General features: G+C 67.1%; 13 protein-coding genes. 10 read left to right on the top strand and 3 right to left on the bottom strand.

Annotation, left to right across the window (positions count from 1 at the left end):
• Window positions 1–73 precede the first annotated feature (73 nt).
• A complete protein-coding gene (locus ACAM55_RS05575; RefSeq protein WP_369655050.1) occupies window positions 74–1,420 on the top strand; it encodes an MFS family transporter in 1,347 nt (448 codons plus the stop codon).
• Window positions 1,421–1,439: 19 nt separating this feature from the next.
• Here the strand turns inward: ACAM55_RS05575 and ACAM55_RS05570 are convergent, their stop codons facing one another.
• Window positions 1,440–1,685: a hypothetical protein gene (locus ACAM55_RS05570; protein ID WP_369655049.1), complete on the bottom strand. Its 246-nt coding sequence runs from the start codon at window positions 1,683–1,685 to the stop codon at window positions 1,440–1,442.
• Window positions 1,686–1,815: 130 nt separating this feature from the next.
• Here ACAM55_RS05570 and ACAM55_RS05565 point away from each other — a divergent pair, with 130 nt between their 5' ends.
• From ACAM55_RS05565 to ACAM55_RS05545, 5 genes are all read left to right on the top strand, one after another.
• On the top strand, window positions 1,816–3,150 hold the full coding sequence (locus tag ACAM55_RS05565; protein ID WP_369655048.1) for a C4-dicarboxylate transporter DctA: 1,335 nt from the start codon (window positions 1,816–1,818) through the stop codon (window positions 3,148–3,150).
• A gap of 5 nt (window positions 3,151–3,155) precedes the next feature.
• Entirely contained in the window at window positions 3,156–3,860 is a 705-nt protein-coding gene (locus tag ACAM55_RS05560) for a GntR family transcriptional regulator (protein WP_369655047.1), read from the top strand.
• 106 nt (window positions 3,861–3,966) lie between these two features.
• Entirely contained in the window at window positions 3,967–5,049 is a 1,083-nt protein-coding gene (locus tag ACAM55_RS05555) for an AI-2E family transporter (protein ID WP_369655046.1), read from the top strand.
• 175 nt (window positions 5,050–5,224) lie between these two features.
• On the top strand, window positions 5,225–5,656 hold the full coding sequence (locus tag ACAM55_RS05550) for a DUF2141 domain-containing protein (RefSeq protein WP_369655045.1): 432 nt from the start codon (window positions 5,225–5,227) through the stop codon (window positions 5,654–5,656).
• Window positions 5,657–5,669: 13 nt separating this feature from the next.
• The gene (locus ACAM55_RS05545; protein WP_369655044.1) at window positions 5,670–7,166 is read left to right on the top strand and encodes a carotenoid oxygenase family protein; all 1,497 of its coding nucleotides are present in this window, start codon (window positions 5,670–5,672) and stop codon (window positions 7,164–7,166) included.
• An 18-nt stretch (window positions 7,167–7,184) separates the two neighbouring features.
• Here ACAM55_RS05545 and ACAM55_RS05540 read toward each other — a convergent pair whose 3' ends face one another.
• Window positions 7,185–8,087, bottom strand: coding sequence for a LysR substrate-binding domain-containing protein (locus ACAM55_RS05540; RefSeq protein ID WP_369655043.1), 903 nt, complete (start codon window positions 8,085–8,087; stop codon window positions 7,185–7,187).
• Between the two features lie 111 nt (window positions 8,088–8,198).
• Here ACAM55_RS05540 and gcl point away from each other — a divergent pair, with 111 nt between their 5' ends.
• The 3 genes from gcl to ACAM55_RS05525 are packed head-to-tail and all read left to right on the top strand — an operon-like array spanning window position 8,199 to window position 11,738.
• Complete coding sequence (gcl, locus tag ACAM55_RS05535) at window positions 8,199–9,992, top strand: glyoxylate carboligase (RefSeq protein ID WP_369655042.1); 1,794 nt, start codon at window positions 8,199–8,201, stop codon at window positions 9,990–9,992.
• Window positions 9,993–10,009: 17 nt separating this feature from the next.
• Window positions 10,010–10,795 carry a hydroxypyruvate isomerase gene (gene hyi / locus ACAM55_RS05530; protein ID WP_369655041.1) on the top strand — a complete coding sequence of 262 codons (786 nt, stop codon included), beginning with the start codon at window positions 10,010–10,012 and terminating at the stop codon, window positions 10,793–10,795.
• A gap of 34 nt (window positions 10,796–10,829) precedes the next feature.
• Window positions 10,830–11,738: a 2-hydroxy-3-oxopropionate reductase gene (locus ACAM55_RS05525; RefSeq protein WP_369655040.1), complete on the top strand. Its 909-nt coding sequence runs from the start codon at window positions 10,830–10,832 to the stop codon at window positions 11,736–11,738.
• A 9-nt stretch (window positions 11,739–11,747) separates the two neighbouring features.
• On the opposite strand, the gene ACAM55_RS05520 is transcribed toward ACAM55_RS05525, so the two are convergent.
• Window positions 11,748–13,085, bottom strand: a complete 1,338-nt coding sequence (locus ACAM55_RS05520) for an NAD(P)/FAD-dependent oxidoreductase (protein WP_369655039.1) — start codon at window positions 13,083–13,085, stop codon at window positions 11,748–11,750.
• A gap of 239 nt (window positions 13,086–13,324) precedes the next feature.
• On the opposite strand from ACAM55_RS05520, the gene ACAM55_RS05515 reads away from it, so the two are divergent.
• Window positions 13,325–15,628, top strand: a complete 2,304-nt coding sequence (locus ACAM55_RS05515; RefSeq protein ID WP_369655038.1) for an NADP-dependent malic enzyme — start codon at window positions 13,325–13,327, stop codon at window positions 15,626–15,628.
• Window positions 15,629–15,920: the final 292 nt, after the last annotated feature.

Genomic DNA, 15,920 nt, shown 5'->3' with positions numbered 1-15,920 from the left:
GCCGGACAGACTCGGCGGAACGGCTTCGCGTGGTTTCGCGGCAGGCCGCAGCCAGAGACAAGGACCCCTTTCCATGACCGCCATCGCAAGTGCGAGCACCGCCGGCGCCTCCAGCCCCGACGCGACCGCCGCCAACAACACCCCCTACACCTTCGAAGAAAAGCGCAAGCGCATCTTCGCCATCTTTGCCGCCTCGTCCGGCAACCTGGTGGAGTGGTTCGACTTCTACGTCTACGCCTTCTGCGCCATCTATTTCGCGCCGGCGTTCTTCCCCAAGTCGGACCCCACCGTGCAACTGCTGAACACCGCCGGCGTGTTCGCCGCCGGTTTTCTCATGCGCCCGATCGGCGGCTGGCTGTTCGGGCGCCTGGCCGACCGCAAGGGCCGCAAGACTTCGATGGTGACCTCGGTCGTCATGATGTGCGTGGGCTCGCTGGTCATCGCCTGCCTGCCGACCTATGCGCAGATCGGTGCCGCCGCGCCCGCGCTGCTGCTGGCCGCGCGGCTGCTGCAGGGCCTGTCGGTCGGTGGCGAATACGGCACCACCGCCACCTACATGAGCGAAGTGGCCATGCGCGGCCAGCGCGGCTTCTTCTCGTCGTTCCAGTACGTCACGCTGATCGGCGGGCAACTGCTGGCGGTGGTTGTCGTGGTGGTGCTGCAGCAGGTGCTCGACGAAGCCGAGCTCAAGAGCTGGGGCTGGCGCATTCCCTTCGTCATCGGCGCCATCGCCGCGGTGGTCGCCCTCATGCTGCGCCGCACGCTGACCGAAACCGCCAGCACCAAGACCCGCGCCGCCAAGGGCGCGGGCACGATGCGCGAACTGTTCACGAACCACAAGCGCGCCTTCTTCGTGGTGCTGGGCTACACGGCCGGCGGCTCGCTGATCTTCTACACCTTCACCACCTACATGCAGAAGTACCTGGTGAACTCGGCCGGCATGTCGATCAAGACCGCCAGCAACGTGATGACCGCCTGCCTGTTCATCTACATGTGCATGCAGCCGCTGTTCGGCGCGCTGTCGGACCGCATCGGCCGCCGCAGCAACATGCTGCTGTTCGGTGCGCTGGGCGCGCTGATGACGGTGCCGGTGCTGAGCAACCTGCAGAACGTCGGCAGCCCGCTGGTGGCCGGCATGCTGATCACGCTCGCGCTGGCAGTCGTCAGCTTCTACACCTCGATCAGCGGGATCGTGAAGGCGGAGATGTTCCCGCCCGAGATTCGTGCGCTGGGCGTGGGCCTGTCGTACGCGATAGGCAATGCCATCTTCGGCGGCAGCGCGGAATACGTGGCGCTGGGGCTGAAGTCGATCGGGCACGAGTCGTACTTCTACTGGTACGTGACGGCGATGATGGGGGTGGCGTTCCTGGTGAGCTTGCTGTTGCCGAAGCAGGCGACGTACCTGCATCACGACAAGTAGGCGAAGAAGCTGCAGCGATTCAGAACGCCACGGTCGCCTGCGCCCACAGCCGCGCGCCGCGGCGGCCATCGCTGGCCCGGCCCTCGGTGGCCCAGGCCGAGGTGAGCGAGAACGCCAGCTTGTCCGTCGCCCAGCCCACACCCAGACCGGCGCCAGCCAGATGCGCGCGGTTGCTGCTGGTGCTGCCGGTGCGGTTCCACGCGCGGTGGTTGAGTTGCACGCCTCCCGCGTCGTAGAAAGTCCAGAGCTTTATTCCCCAGTCCACAACTTAATTCCCCGTAGGCAGGGGGTCGAGCCCGGGAATACCCTCTCCCCGGCCGGGGCAGCTGTTGCCTACATTGCTTGTATGCAAGATTTGGTTGATCTTGCATTCAACTGCTTGGAAGGTTCTTCCCATGCCCCGCTTCGTCAAATCCTTATTCGGCCAGGTCGTCATCGCGCTGGTGCTCGGCGTGCTGGCCGGACTCTTCGTGCCGGAATTCGCCGTCAAGCTCAAGCCGCTCGGCGACGGCTTCATCAAGCTGATCAAGATGATCATCCCGGTGCTGGTGTTCTGCGTGGTGGTGCACGGCATCGCCGGAGCGGGCGACCTGAAGCGCGTGGGCCGGGTCGGCGTGAAAGCGCTGATCTACTTCGAGGTGCTGACCACCATCGCGCTGGCGATGGGCCTGGTGCTGGCCTTCGTGTTCCAGCCCGGCGTGGGCATGAACGTGGACCCGGGCAAGCTCGACGCCACCGCCATGAGCGCCTATGCCTCGAACGCCGACAAGCTCACGAGCGGAGGCACGGTCGAGTTCCTGATGAAGCTGATTCCCACCACGGTGGTGAACGCCTTCGCCACCGGCGACGTGCTGCAGGTGCTGCTGTTCGCGGTGCTGTTCGGCTGCGCGCTGTCGCTGCTGGGCGATCGCGGCAAGCCGGTGGGCGTGGTGGTGGACGCGCTGTCGCTGGTGCTGTTCAAGATCATGGGCATCATCATCAAGCTGGCGCCGCTCGGCGTGCTGGGCGCCATTGCCTTCACCGTGGGCAAATACGGCATCGGCTCGCTCAAGCAGCTCGGCATGCTGGTCGCCCTCTTCTACGGCGCGGTGCTGATCTTCGTGTTCGTGGTGCTCGGGCTGGTCATGCGCATGTCTGGCTTCAGCCTGTGGAAGCTGCTGCGCTACCTGCGCGAAGAGCTCGCCATCGTGTTCGCCACCACCTCGTCGGACAGCGTGCTGCCGCAGATCATGGCCAAGCTGCGCCGCATGGGCATCCGAGATTCGACGGTGGGCCTGGTGATTCCCACCGGCTACTCGTTCAACCTGGACGCGTTCTCGATCTACATCACACTGGCGGCCGTGTTCATCGCGCAGGCCACCAACACGCCGATCTCGATGGCGGACCTGCTGACCATCCTGGCCATTGCGCTGGTCACCTCCAAGGGCGCACACGGCGTGCCGGGCTCGGCCATCGTGGTGCTGGCGGCCACGCTGCATGCGATTCCCGCCATTCCCGCCATCGGGCTGGTGCTGGTACTTTCGGTCGACTGGTTCATGGGCATCGCCCGCGCGCTGGGCAACCTGATCGGCAATTGCGTGGCCACGGTGGCTATCGCCGCCTGGGAAGGCGACATCGACCGCGAACGCGCCCACGCCGTGCTCAACGGTACCGACTCGCCCGACGACGAGCCGCTGGCCGAGCCCGAACTTCCGGCGGCGCCTTTGGGCGCGGGCGCCGGCGGCCGCTGAAACCGATGAGCACCGACGTCACTCCCACGTCCATCGCGGAGCGCGTGGTCGAGGCCATCCTGGCGCAAAAGCTCGCGCCCGGCGAGCGGCTTGGCGAGCAGGCGCTGGCCGAGAACTTCGCGGTCAGCCGGACCATGGTGCGCGAGGCGCTCATGCAGCTGCAGGCACGCGGCTTCGTCGAGGTGCAGTCGCGCCGCGGCTGGTACGTGGTGGAGCCCTCGGCCGAAGAAGCGCGCGATGCCTTCTCGGCGCGGCGCATCGTCGAAGCGGGCATCCTGGCCGAAAGCGAAGGCCGCCCGCTGCAAAAGGTGATTCGCAAGCTGCGCGACCACATTGCCGACGAGCGGCGTGCCATCGAGGCCGCCGACGCCGCCACCCGCGCTTTCCTGCTGGCGGACTTTCATGTCTGCCTCGCCGAGCAGATGGGGCACCAATTGCTGGTCGACGTGCTGCGCGACCTGACGGCCCGCACGACGCTGGCGGCCACGCTCTACCAGTCGAAGCACGAAGCCGGGCAATCGTGCGCGGAGCATGGCGCCATCGTCGCCGCACTGGAGGCCGGCGACACGGCCAGGGCGCGCACGCTGATGATCGAACACATCGGCAATGTCGAACGCTCGCTCGAGGTGGAGACCGCGGCCGAGCCCGACGCGCCGGCCCGGCTGCGCGCCACGCTGGCGCCGGTGGCGCTGCCGCGCGCCCGGCGCTGAAGCGCCGCAGCGGGCTGCGGCCCGGCCCGCCGGCGCGGCCACAAGGACAAGTGCATGCCGACCGACACGGGCGTGCGTTCCGGCTCGGCTACAGTCCGAATCACCTATGAACTCACCCCAACTCCAGCGCGGCGTGTTCCTCGCCCTGCTCGCCGTCGTCACCGTGGCCTTTCTCTGGGTGCTGATGCCGTTCTTCGGCGCGGTGCTGTGGGGCGTTGCGCTGGCGATTCTGTTCACACCGCTCTACAAGCGGCTGCTCAAGAAAATGCCCGGCTGGCACAACGCCGCGGCGCTCTCGACGCTGGCCATCTGCCTGTTCATCGTGATTCTTCCGCTGGCCATGGTCGGGGTGTCGCTGGTGCAGGAAATCGTGCAGGTCACGCAGAACATCCGCTCGGGGCAGATCAATTTCGCGGCCTACTTCCAGCAGATCCTCAACGCCGTGCCGCAATGGCTTCTGAGCATCTTCGACCGCTTCAACCTCGGCGACATGGAAGCCTGGCAGGCCCGCATTTCCGCAGGCGCCGCGCAAGGCAGCCAGCTCATCGCAGGCCAGGCGCTCACCATCGGCCAGAACACCTTCGACTTCGTCATCAGCTTCTTCGTGATGCTGTACCTGCTGTATTTCCTGGTGCGCGACGGCGCGGCGCTCTCCAAGATGATGCGCGAAGCACTGCCGCTGGCCAAGCCGCACACGCACTACCTGCTCAACAAGTTCACCACCGTGATCCGCGCGACCGTGAAGGGCAACGTGGCGGTGGCCATTGCGCAGGGCGCCATCGGCGGGCTGGCGTTCTGGCTGCTGGGCGTGCAGGGCGCGCTGCTGTGGGCCGTGCTGATGGCCTTTCTCTCGCTGCTGCCCGCCGTGGGCGCGGCGCTCATCTGGGGGCCGGTGGCCATCTACTACCTTGCCACGGGCCATTTCTGGCAGGGCGGCATCCTGATCTTCGTCGGCGTGTTCGTGATCGGGCTGGTCGACAACATCCTGCGCCCGGTGCTGGTGGGCAAGGACACGCAGATGCCGGACTACATCGTGCTGATGTCGACCATCGGCGGCATGGCGATCTTCGGCATCAACGGCTTCGTGATCGGACCGGTGATCGCGGCGCTGTTCATGGCGGCGTGGAGCCTGTTCGTGGAGTCGGGCCAGCTCGAAGCCAGCCCCGGCGACGACAAGCACAACGGCTGACACAAGCCCTTGAAGGCCGTCCAGGCGAGGTGGCCCCGGGCACCGAGGCGGGTGCGCCCCGCGCCTGCTGCGTGCATTTCGCGCGCGCGTTTTCCCATTCCGTCGCATGGTGCTGGCGAGCGCGTGCCGGCTGCGAGATCGTCGAGGCCTCCAACTTCCAGAAGAGGTCTTGCCAATGAACTTTCTACTGCCCCGACCGGGTGTGCGCGCCCTGTGCACCGCCGCGCTCCTCTCCCCGCTGGCCGCGCTGGCGGCCGACCTGAGCCTGAACGTGGCCGACGGGCCGGCCGCCGAAGCCACGCTCTACGTGGCGCTGTACAACGACGCCGCCAGCTACGCCGACAGCAAGGCCCTGGCGTCGCAGACCGCGCCGATGCAGGGCGGCAAGGCCCGGCTCGTATTCACGGGACTGGCGCCGGGGCGCTACGCGCTGCGGGCCTTCGCCGACGAGAACGGCAACGGCAAGCTCGACACCAACCTCATGGGCATGCCGACCGAGCGCTACGGCTTCTCGAACGACGCGAAGGGCAACCGCGCCGCGCCCGCCTTCGAAGCCGCGGCCTTCAGCGTCGAGGCCGACCTGCAGACCGTCATTCACCTGCGCTGAGGAGAAGACCGCCATGGAACGACGCGAACTCCTGCGCCTGCTGGCTTCGGCCGGCGCCCTGCCCCTCTTGGCACCGCTGGCCCGCGCGGCCGGCACGGAGGACTGGCAAGCCCGGTTCGAAGCCGCCGGCGCGCCGTGGAAGACCGGCTTCGCGACGCCCGTGGACGACCTGCCGCTCACCCGCGCCACAGTGCGCGGGCGGTTTCCCGATGCCGTGGCCGGCACGCTGTTTCGCATCGGCCCGGCCGGCCACGACCTGGGCGGCGAACGCTACCACCACTGGTTCGACGGCGACGGCATGGTGCACCGCTTCGCGATCGAGGGGGCCGAAGTGCGGCACCAGGGCCGCTATGTCGCCACGCCCAAGCGCGTGGCCGAGGTGCGGGCCGGCCGCCGCCTGTTCGAGGCCTTCGGCACCATCCCGCCGGGCGTCGAGCCGCCGACCTCGGCCGACAGCATCAACGTCGCCAACACCAGCGTACTGCCGATGCAGGGCGAGGTGCTGGCGCTGTGGGAAGGCGGCTCGGCCACGCGCGTCGACGCGCGCACGCTGGATACGCTGGGCGTGAAGACCTGGCGCGCCGACCTCGCGGGCATGCCGTTCTCGGCCCATCCCAAGGTCGATCCGGACGGCACCGTCTGGAACTTTGGCGTGAGCTCCGGCCAGGGTCTGCTGGCGCTGTACGAGATCGCGCCCGAAGGCGCGCTGCGCCGCGTGGCCGTGGTGCCGGTGGCCGACATGCCGATGGTCCACGACTTCGCCGTGACCGAGCGGCACCTGGTGTTCCTGATGCCGCCGCTGGTCTACGACGGCAGGCGCAAGGAGGCCGGCGCGAGCTTTCTCGATGCCCACGTCTGGCGGCCGGAACTTGGCATGCGCGCGCTGGTGATCGACAAGCAGAACTGGGAGCGGCGCCAGATGCTTTCGCTGCCGGCCGGCTTCCTGTTCCATGTGGGCAATGCCTGGGAAGAAGACACGCCGCGCGGCACGCTCGTGCACATCGACTACGTGCGTTCGGACAACGCCGATTCGGTGTTCACGACCAACCGCGAAGTGATGCGCGCGCGCCGCGTGAAGAGCACCGACCCGCGGCTGACTGTCGCCACGCTGAACCTCGGCACCGGCAAGGCCACGCAGCAGGCGCTGGCGCAGGAAGCCGAGTTTCCGCGCATCGACCCGCGGCGCGTCGGCCTGCGCCATCGCCATGTGGTTCACGCCGCGCAGACGCGCCTCGATGTGCCGGGCTTCGGCGCGATCGCGCGAACCGATGTCGAAAGCGGCCGCAGCCAGCGCTTCAGCTACGGCACGCAGGCCATGGTGGAAGAGCATGTCTTCGTGCCGGACGGCACCAGGCCGGGCTGGGTGCTGGGCACGGTGCTCGATTTCGGCCGGCAGAAGACGGTGCTGTCGTGCTTCGCGGCCGACCACCTGGCGGCAGGACCGGTGGCGCAGGCCACGCTGCCCTACGCACTGCCGCTGGGCCTGCACGGCGCCTTCGTGCCGGCCTGAAGCGCATCGCGGGCGCGCTCAGGCCGCCCACCACCCTTCGGCAAACCGCCCCTGCAGGAAGGCCACGAAGCCCGACACCTTGCCCGGCACCAGCTTGGGCGAGGGGAAGACGGCGTGGATCTCCTGCTCGGGCAGGGCATGGTCGCCGAGCACTTCGACCACCTTGCCCGAGGCCAGCGACTCGCTCGCCACGTAGCGCGGCATGAGCGCAATGCCCAGGCCGTCGCGCGCCGCGGCCAGCACGGCCGAAAGGTTGTTGGAGCGGAAGCGGCCCGAGACAGGCACCGTCACCGCGTCGCCCTTGGGCGTGTGCATGCGCCAGAACTCGTCGCCCACCACGCTGCTGTAGATGAGGGCCACGTGCGCGCTCAGGTCCTGCGCCCGCCTGGGCGTGCCGTGCTTCTTCAGGTAGCCGGGCGCCGCGACCATCGCCCAGGGGTTGGTGCCGAGATAGCGCGCGCCCAGCGAGGAATCGGCCAGCTTGCCCATGCGGATGGCCACGTCGATGCCCTGCGCGATGAGGTCGACATAGCGGTCCTCGAAGCTCAGGTCGAGCTGCACCTGCGGATGCCGGCGCATGTACTCGAGCGCCAGCGGCACCACCACGCGGCGGCCGAAGGCCACCGAGGTGCCCACGCGCAGCAGCCCCTGCGCCTGGTTCTGGCGCAGTTGCACGATGCTCTCGGCTTCCTCGGCCTCGCGCACGATGTTCTTGCACTTCTCGTAGTAGAGCGCGCCTGGCTCCGTGAGGCTCACGCCGCGCGTGTTGCGGTTGAGCAGCCGTACCTTCAGGCGCGCCTCGGTGGCCGCGACCTGCTTGGTGACGGTGGGCTGCGTGGTGTGGAACTCGAGCGCTGCTTTCGAGAAGCTGCCGGTCTCGACCACGCGCACGAACATTTCCATTGCGAGCAATCTGTCCATGGCCGGATCGTACTGACTTATTCCGCTGTGGAATAGGTTTTATGGCCTGCAGCCGTCTTCTTCGAATGGCCTGCGCTTCCTACAGTGGACCTCACTCAAGGAGACAGTCCCATGGCAAAAATGAAAGCGGTCCAGGCCGCCGTGCTGGTGATGGAAAAAGAAGGCGTGACGCAGGCCTTCGGCGTGCCCGGCGCGGCCATCAACCCGATGTATTCCGCGCTGCGCCAGCGCGGCAGCATCGGCCACATCCTCGCGCGCCACGTCGAAGGCGCCTCGCACATGGCCGAGGGCTACACGCGTGCCGTGGCCGGCAACATCGGCGTGTGCATCGGCACCTCGGGGCCGGCGGGCACCGACATGATCACGGGCCTGTATTCGGCCTGGGCCGATTCGATTCCCATCCTCTGCATCACCGGCCAGGCGCCGCGCGCACGGCTCTACAAGGAGGACTTCCAGGCGGTGGACATCGAGTCGATCTCCAAGCCGGTCACCAAGTGGTCGGTCACGGTGCGCGAGCCGGGCCAGGTGCCGCAGGTGTTCCAGCAGGCGTTCCACCTGATGCGCTCGGGCCGCCCGGGCCCGGTGCTGATCGACCTGCCCTTCGACGTGCAGATGGCCGAGATCGAGTTCGACATCGACAGCTACGAGCCGCTCACGCCCTACAAGCCGGCCGCCACGCGGGCCCAGATCGAGAAGGCGATCGCCATGCTCAACGCGGCCGAGCGCCCGCTGATCGTGGCCGGCGGCGGCGTCATCAACGCCGATGCGTCCGACCTGCTCGTGCGCTTTGCCGAGGCCACCGGCGTGCCGGTGATTCCCACGCTGATGGGCTGGGGTTCGATCCCTGACGATCATCCGCTGATGGCCGGCATGTGCGGCCTGCAGACCAGCCACCGCTACGGCAACGCGACCATGCTGGCGAGCGACTTCGTGCTGGGCATCGGCAACCGCTGGGCCAACCGGCACACGGGCTCGGTCGACGTCTACACCAAGGGCCGCACCTTCGTGCACGTGGACATCGAGCCCACGCAGATCGGCCGCGTGTTCACGCCCGACTTCGGCATCGTGTCGGACGCCAAGGCCGCGCTCGCGCTCTTCGTCCAGGTCGCCGAGGAGATGAAGGCCGCGGGCAAGCTCACCGACCGCCGCACCTGGGCCAAGTCGTGCATCGAGCGCAAGAAGACCATGCTGCGCAAGACCAACTTCGACAGCGTACCGATGAAGCCGCAGCGCGTGTACCAGTGCATGAACAACAACTTCAGCAACGACACCTGCTACGTGAGCACCATCGGACTCTCGCAGATCGCGGCCGCGCAGTTCCTGCACGTGTACAACCCGCGCCACTGGATCAACTGCGGCCAGGCCGGCCCGCTGGGCTGGACCATTCCCGCGGCGCTAGGCGTGCGCGCCGCCGATCCGACGCGCAAGATCGTCGCGCTTTCGGGCGACTACGACTTCCAGTTCATGATCGAAGAGCTGGCCGTAGGTGCGCAGTTCAAGCTGCCGTACATCCACATCGTGGTCAACAACTCCTACCTCGGCCTGATCCGCCAGGCGCAGCGCGGCTTCGAGATGGACTACTGCGTGCAGCTCGCGTTCGACAACATCAATGCGGGGCCCGACGCCGGCATCGAGAGCAGCTACGGCGTGGACCACCTCAAGGTAGTGGAAGGCCTGGGCTGCAAGGCGATCCGGGTGAACAAGCAGGAAGAGATCGCGCCGGCCATCCGGCGCGCCGAAGCGCTGATGGCTGAGTTCAGCGTGCCGGTCGTCATCGAAGTGATGCTGGAGCGCGTGACCAATATCGCGATGGGCACCGAGATCGACAACATCACCGAGTTCGAGCCGCTGGCCGAGCACCCGGCCGATGCGCCCACCGCGGTCGCGGCCGAGATGCTGGACTGAGCGAGGAGACACGCACCATGCCCAAGTTCGCAGCCAACCTCACGATGCTCTTCACCGAGCTGCCGTTCATGCAACGCTTCGAGGCCGCCGCCAAAGCAGGCTTCGAAGCGGTGGAATACCTCTTCCCCTACCCCTTCGAGAAAAAGGAACTCGCCGCAGCCCTTCGCACCAACGGCCTGCAGCAGGTGCTGCACAACCTGCCGGCCGGCGACTGGGACAAAGGCGAGCGCGGCATCGCCTGCCATCCGGACCGCACCGGCGAGTTCCGCGAAGGCATCGCGATGGCCATCGATTACGCCACCGCCCTGGGCTGCCCGCAGCTCAACTGCCTGGTCGGCAAGGTGCCGGCCGGCGTGAGCACAGAGGCCGCGCACAAGACCGTGGTCGAGAACCTGCGCCTGGCCGCCGGCGAGCTCGAGGCGGCGGGCCTGCGCCTCTTGATCGAGCCGATCAACACCTTCGACATCCCGGGCTTCTTCCTGACGCGCACCGACCAGGCACTGGCGCTGATCGACGAGGTGGGGTCGTCCAACCTGCGGGTGCAATACGACATCTATCACGCGCAGCGCATGGAAGGCGAACTCGGCAACACGCTGTCGAAGAACCTCGCGCGCATCGGCCACATCCAGCTGGCCGACAACCCCGGGCGCGGCGAACCGGGCACGGGCGAAATCAACTATCCGTGGCTCTTCAGGCACATCGATTCGATCGGCTACGACGGCTGGATCGGCTGCGAATACAAGCCGCGCGCCACCACCGCCGAAGGACTCGGATGGCGGCAGGCCCTGACGCAGCAGAAGTGAACCCAGACAACAGCATCCAAGGAAACCTAAAGACATGTCGCAATCGCAAAAAATCGGATTCATCGGCCTCGGCATCATGGGCGCGCCCATGGCGGGCCATCTGCTCGACGCGGGATACCAGCTTTTCGTGAACACCCAGGGCAACACGCCCGAGCCCTTCATCTCGAAGGCGACCATCTGCGCCTCGGCGGCCGAGGTGGCGCGCCAGGCCGACGTCATCTTCATCATGGTGCCCGACACACCGGACGTGGAAAAGGTGCTGTTCGGCGAGCCGGGCACGCCGGGCGTGGCGGAGGGCCTGAAGGACTCGCGCGGCAAGATCGTGGTCGACTGCAGCTCCATCGATCCGATTGCCACCAAGGGCTTCGCCAAGCGCATCATCGCGCTCGGCTGCGGCTATGTCGACGCGCCGGTCTCCGGCGGCGAAGTGGGCGCCAAGGCCGCGAGCCTCACCATCATGTGCGGCGGCGACGAAGGCACCTTCGGCCAGGTGCGGCCGCTGCTCGAGAAGATGGGCAAGAACGTCACGCTGGTCGGCAACGTGGGCGACGGCCAGGTCTGCAAGGTGGCCAACCAGATCATCGTGGCGCTGAACATCGCGGCGGTGGGCGAGGCGCTGCTGTTCGCTTCCAAGGCCGGCGCCGATCCGGCCAAGGTGCGCCAGGCGCTGATGGGCGGTTTCGCCAGCTCGCGCATCCTCGAGGTGCACGGCGAACGCATGATCAAGCGCACCTTCGCGCCGGGCTTCCGCATCTCGCTGCACCAGAAGGACTTGAACCTCGCGCTGCAGAGCGCCCGGGCACTGGGCGTGGCCCTGCCGCAGACAGCCGGCGCGGCGCAGCTCATGAACGCCTGCGCGGCGCTGGGCCACGGCCAGCAGGACCATTCCGCGCTGGTGCGCGCGCTCGAAGCGCTCGCCCAGCACACCGTCACGCCAGACTGAGCCTCCGGCTCAGTTCTTCGCGGCTTCCAGGGACTCCTTGAGGTTGCGCCGGCGCCATGCCCAGGTCTTCACGGCCTGCGGCAGGATGCCGAGGCAGGAGGCGTAGTAGGTCACCTTGAAGCCCCAGAAGCGCGGGCCGATGGGCGTGTTGCGGAACAGGTCGCCCGCCAGGATGGACAGCAGCGCCTCCTGCATCCGCCAGATGTTGCGCGGCGCCATGAACAGCCGGCGAATGGCCGGCGAGGTGATGCGGTAGATGAACCACGAGAACATCTTCGGTCCGCGCTTCATCACCTTCTCGTAGTGGCGGAAGGCGCGCTCGGCCTCTTTCGCCTCACCCTTGAGCCAGTGGTCGGCCGCCGTGGCGGCCTCGAAGCCGCTGTTCATGGCCAGGTACACGCCCGAAGAGAACATCGGGTCGACAAAGGCATAGGCGTCGCCCACCATCATGAAGCGGTCGCCGCGGCAGAACTTGGAGTCGTAGGCGTAGTTGCCGGTGGAGGTGGCGCCTTCCATCAGCGTGGCGTTCTTCAGGCGTTCGGCCAGCTTGGGGGCGAGCGCAATGGTTTCCATCAGGAACTCTTCGAGCGAACCCTTGCGGCGCTTGAAGTAGGCTGGCGAGGCCACCGCGCCGACGCTCACAGTGCCGTCCTTCAGCGGGATGTACCAGAACCAGCCGTGGTCGAACCAGAACAGCGTGATGTTGCCCTCGAAGCGGCCGGGCCTGCGCTCGGCATTGGCGAAGTGGCCATAGAGCGCCGCGCTCGCATGCTTGCGGTTGCGCTGCTTGGCGTCGAACTGGTTCGACAGCAGCGTGTCGCGCCCGCTCGCGTCGATCACGAAGCGCGGGCGCCAGCTGGTTTCGGTGCCGTCGTCGGCCTTGACCTTCACCAGCGGACGGTTGTCGGGGCTGCCCTTGCCGGCGTCCATGTCGACGCCGGTGACGCGCTGTCCCTCGAACGTGCGCGCCCCGCGCTTGCCGGCGTGACGGAACAGCAGTTCGTCGAATTCGGAGCGGCGCACGTGCACGGCGTATGGAAAGCTCTTGTCCATCGCCTCGGCGAAGTGGAAGTGGCTGCTGTGGTCGTGCCAGGGCGAGACGAACTCGGCACCGTGCTTGCGCAGGCCGATGGCCTCGACCTCGGTGCGGACGCCCAGCCGGTCGAACAGCGGCATGTTCATGGGCAGCAGCGACTCGCCGATGTGAAAGCGCGGGTGCTGCGCCTTCTCGATCAGCACCACGTCGTGGCCCTTGTCCGCGAGCAGCGCGGCCACGGTGGAGCCCGAAGGCCCGCCGCCGATGACCACGACATCGGGGTCGGTGGTGGTGAAAGCTCCGGGTGTCATGCGCTGCCCCTCCATTGTCATTGTGTGTTTGGGTTGACGATGGCCGGCCGCGCTGGCTGCGCGGCGTTGCATTGCCTTGTTTAACCTTGGTTCACCTTGGTTAACACTTTCGGAGTTTAGCGAACCGGCGTGGCGTTCCATGCAAGCTATGGGATCAGGCGTTTTCGGCATTCCCCCTCTCTGAACAGGCCCCGCTTTTGCGGTAGCCTCATTGCCCGTCAGAAACAAGGAGACTTTTCATGGCTGCACCTCTCTCGCCCGCAGAAGAAGCTCTTCGCGAAGCAGCGCGCGAATACCACCGCTCGCCCGTCAAGGGCAAGATCTCGATCACGCCGACCAAGCCCCTGTTGAACCAGCGCGACCTGTCGCTGGCCTATTCGCCGGGCGTGGCCTACCCCTGCCTGGACATCGCCGCCGATCCGTCGCTGGCGGCAGACTTCACCGCGCGCGGCAACCTGGTGGGCGTGGTCACCAACGGCACGGCGGTGCTGGGCCTGGGCAACATCGGCCCGCTGGCCGCCAAGCCGGTGATGGAAGGCAAGGGCTGCCTGTTCAAGAAGTTCGCCGGCATCGACGTGTTCGACATCGAACTGGCTGAAAACGACCCCGACAAGCTGGTCGACATCATCGCGGCGCTGGAGCCCACGCTGGGCGGCATCAACCTCGAGGACATCAAGGCGCCCGAGTGCTTCTATATCGAGAAGAAGCTGCGCGAGCGCATGAACATCCCGGTGTTCCACGACGACCAGCACGGCACGGCCATCATCTCGGCCGCGGCGCTCATCAACGGCCTGGAGCTGGTCGGCAAGAAGATCGAAGAGGTGAAAGTCGCCGTCTCGGGCGCCGGCGCGGCCGCCATTGCCTGCCTGGACGTGATGGTGGGCCTGGGCGTCAAGCCCGCCAACATCTACGCCTGCGACTCCAAGGGCCTGATCTACATGGGCCGCGCGGGCGGCTTCGACGAATCCAAGGCGCGCTACGCCCAGAAAGACACCGGCGCCCGCACCCTGGCCGACGTGGTCAAGGACGCCGATGTGTTCCTGGGCTGCTCCGCGCCCGGTGTGATGAGCGCCGACATGGTGAAGACCATGGCCGGCCAGCCGATCATCCTGGCGCTGGCCAACCCCGAGCCCGAAATCCGCCCCGAGCTCGCGAAGGCCGTGCGGCCCGACTGCATCATTGCCACCGGCCGCTCGGACTACCCGAACCAGGTCAACAACGTGCTGTGCTTCCCGTACATCTTCCGCGGCGCGCTCGACTGCGGCGCCAGCAAGATCACGGAAGAAATGAAGCTGGCCTGCGTGCGCGAGATCGCCGAGCTCACCAAGGCCGACATCAGCGAAGAGGTGGCCACGGCCTATGCGGGCCAGGAGCTGTCCTTCGGGCCCGACTACATCATTCCGAAGCCCTTCGATTCGCGCCTGATCCTGCGCATCGCGCCGGCCGTGGCCAAGGCGGCCGCCGCCTCCGGCGTGGCCGCACGGCCCATCGAGGACATGGATGCCTACCGCCAGCACCTGACGCGCTTCGTCTACCAGACCAGCATGTTCATGCGGCCGGTGTTCGGCGCCGCCAAGATCGCCGCTTCCAAGCGCGTGGCCTACGCCGAGGGCGAGGACGAGCGCGTGCTGCGCGCCGCGCAATGGGCCGTCGACGAAGGTCTGGCCCAGCCCATCCTGGTGGGACGCCCCGCCGTGATCGAGGCACGCATCCAGAAGGCCGGGCTGCACATTCGCGCGGGCACCGACTTCGAGATCGTCAACCCCGAGGACGATCCGCGCTTTCGCATCTACTGGGAAAGCTTCCACAAGATCATGGGCCGCCGCGGCGTGACGCCGGAGGCCGCCAAGACCATGGTGCGCCGCTCCAACACCACCATTGCGGCGCTGATGATGCACCTGGGCGATGCCGACGCCATGATCTGCGGCCTGGTCGGGCGCTTTGACGTGCACCTGGAGCACATCCGCAACCTCATCGGCCTGAAGCGCGGCGCGCCGGGCTTTGCCACGCTGAACGCGCTCACGCTCGAAAAGCGCACGGTCTTCATCACCGACACCAACGTGAACGAAGACCCGAGCGCCGAGCTGCTGGCGAGCATTGCGCTGATGGCGGCCGAAGAGGTGCGGCGCTTCGGCCTGCCGCCGAAGGTGGCTTTTCTCTCGCACTCGAACTACGGCACCTCGAGCCGCGGCTCGGCGCGCAAGATGCGGATGGCGCGCGACCTGTTCGCGCAGATGGCGCCCGACATCGAATGCGACGGCGAAATGCACGGCGATGCGGCGCTGTCGGAAGAAGTGCGCCGCACCGCGCTGCCCGAGAGCACCCTCACCGGCGAGGCCAACCTGCTGGTGTGCCCGAACCTCGACTCGGCCCACATCCTCTACAACGTGCTGAAGATGACCGGTGCCAACGGCATCACGGTCGGCCCCATCCTGCTGGGCGCCGCGGGCTCGGCGCACGTGCTCACGCCCTCGTCGACGGTGCGGCGCGTGGTCAACATGACGGCGTTGGCGGTGGCTAACGCGACCACGGCGCTGAAGTAGGCGCTCCCCGCTTTCTTCTCTTCGCCCGAACGCCCCGCTGCGCAACGCAGCGGGGCGTTTTTCATTGCGGGCCGATCAGGTGCACGCCGTGCCTCGATGCGGCGCGTCCGCACGCGCCAGAAGGGCGCGCCGGGAGCGCTGCAGCCGCCGCTGAAGCCGTTTTCCGCCTGCCCATCATTTTTTGGGCTGGCATGCAATCTGCTAATACCCTGAGCGGATATTTTAAATATCTTATTAATATATTTATCGAAGCGACGGCCCCTCCGGGCTCTCCATCCACCCTCTCCGACTC

Source organism: Variovorax sp. V213, from assembly GCF_041154455.1.
Classification (GTDB): Bacteria; Pseudomonadota; Gammaproteobacteria; order Burkholderiales; family Burkholderiaceae_C; genus Variovorax.
This window is presented reverse-complemented; position numbering and strand designations above follow the sequence as displayed.

Coding starts and splice junctions, on each gene's coding strand:
- ACAM55_RS05575 (WP_369655050.1), top strand. CDS start 74: ATGACCGCCATCGCAAGTGCGAGCACCGCCGGCGCCTCCAGCCCCGAC.
- ACAM55_RS05565 (WP_369655048.1), top strand. CDS start 1,816: ATGCCCCGCTTCGTCAAATCCTTATTCGGCCAGGTCGTCATCGCGCTG.
- ACAM55_RS05560 (WP_369655047.1), top strand. CDS start 3,156: ATGAGCACCGACGTCACTCCCACGTCCATCGCGGAGCGCGTGGTCGAG.
- ACAM55_RS05555 (WP_369655046.1), top strand. CDS start 3,967: ATGAACTCACCCCAACTCCAGCGCGGCGTGTTCCTCGCCCTGCTCGCC.
- ACAM55_RS05550 (WP_369655045.1), top strand. CDS start 5,225: ATGAACTTTCTACTGCCCCGACCGGGTGTGCGCGCCCTGTGCACCGCC.
- ACAM55_RS05545 (WP_369655044.1), top strand. CDS start 5,670: ATGGAACGACGCGAACTCCTGCGCCTGCTGGCTTCGGCCGGCGCCCTG.
- ACAM55_RS05540 (WP_369655043.1), bottom strand. CDS start 8,087: ATGGACAGATTGCTCGCAATGGAAATGTTCGTGCGCGTGGTCGAGACC.
- gcl (WP_369655042.1), top strand. CDS start 8,199: ATGGCAAAAATGAAAGCGGTCCAGGCCGCCGTGCTGGTGATGGAAAAA.
- hyi (WP_369655041.1), top strand. CDS start 10,010: ATGCCCAAGTTCGCAGCCAACCTCACGATGCTCTTCACCGAGCTGCCG.
- ACAM55_RS05525 (WP_369655040.1), top strand. CDS start 10,830: ATGTCGCAATCGCAAAAAATCGGATTCATCGGCCTCGGCATCATGGGC.
- ACAM55_RS05520 (WP_369655039.1), bottom strand. CDS start 13,085: ATGACACCCGGAGCTTTCACCACCACCGACCCCGATGTCGTGGTCATC.
- ACAM55_RS05515 (WP_369655038.1), top strand. CDS start 13,325: ATGGCTGCACCTCTCTCGCCCGCAGAAGAAGCTCTTCGCGAAGCAGCG.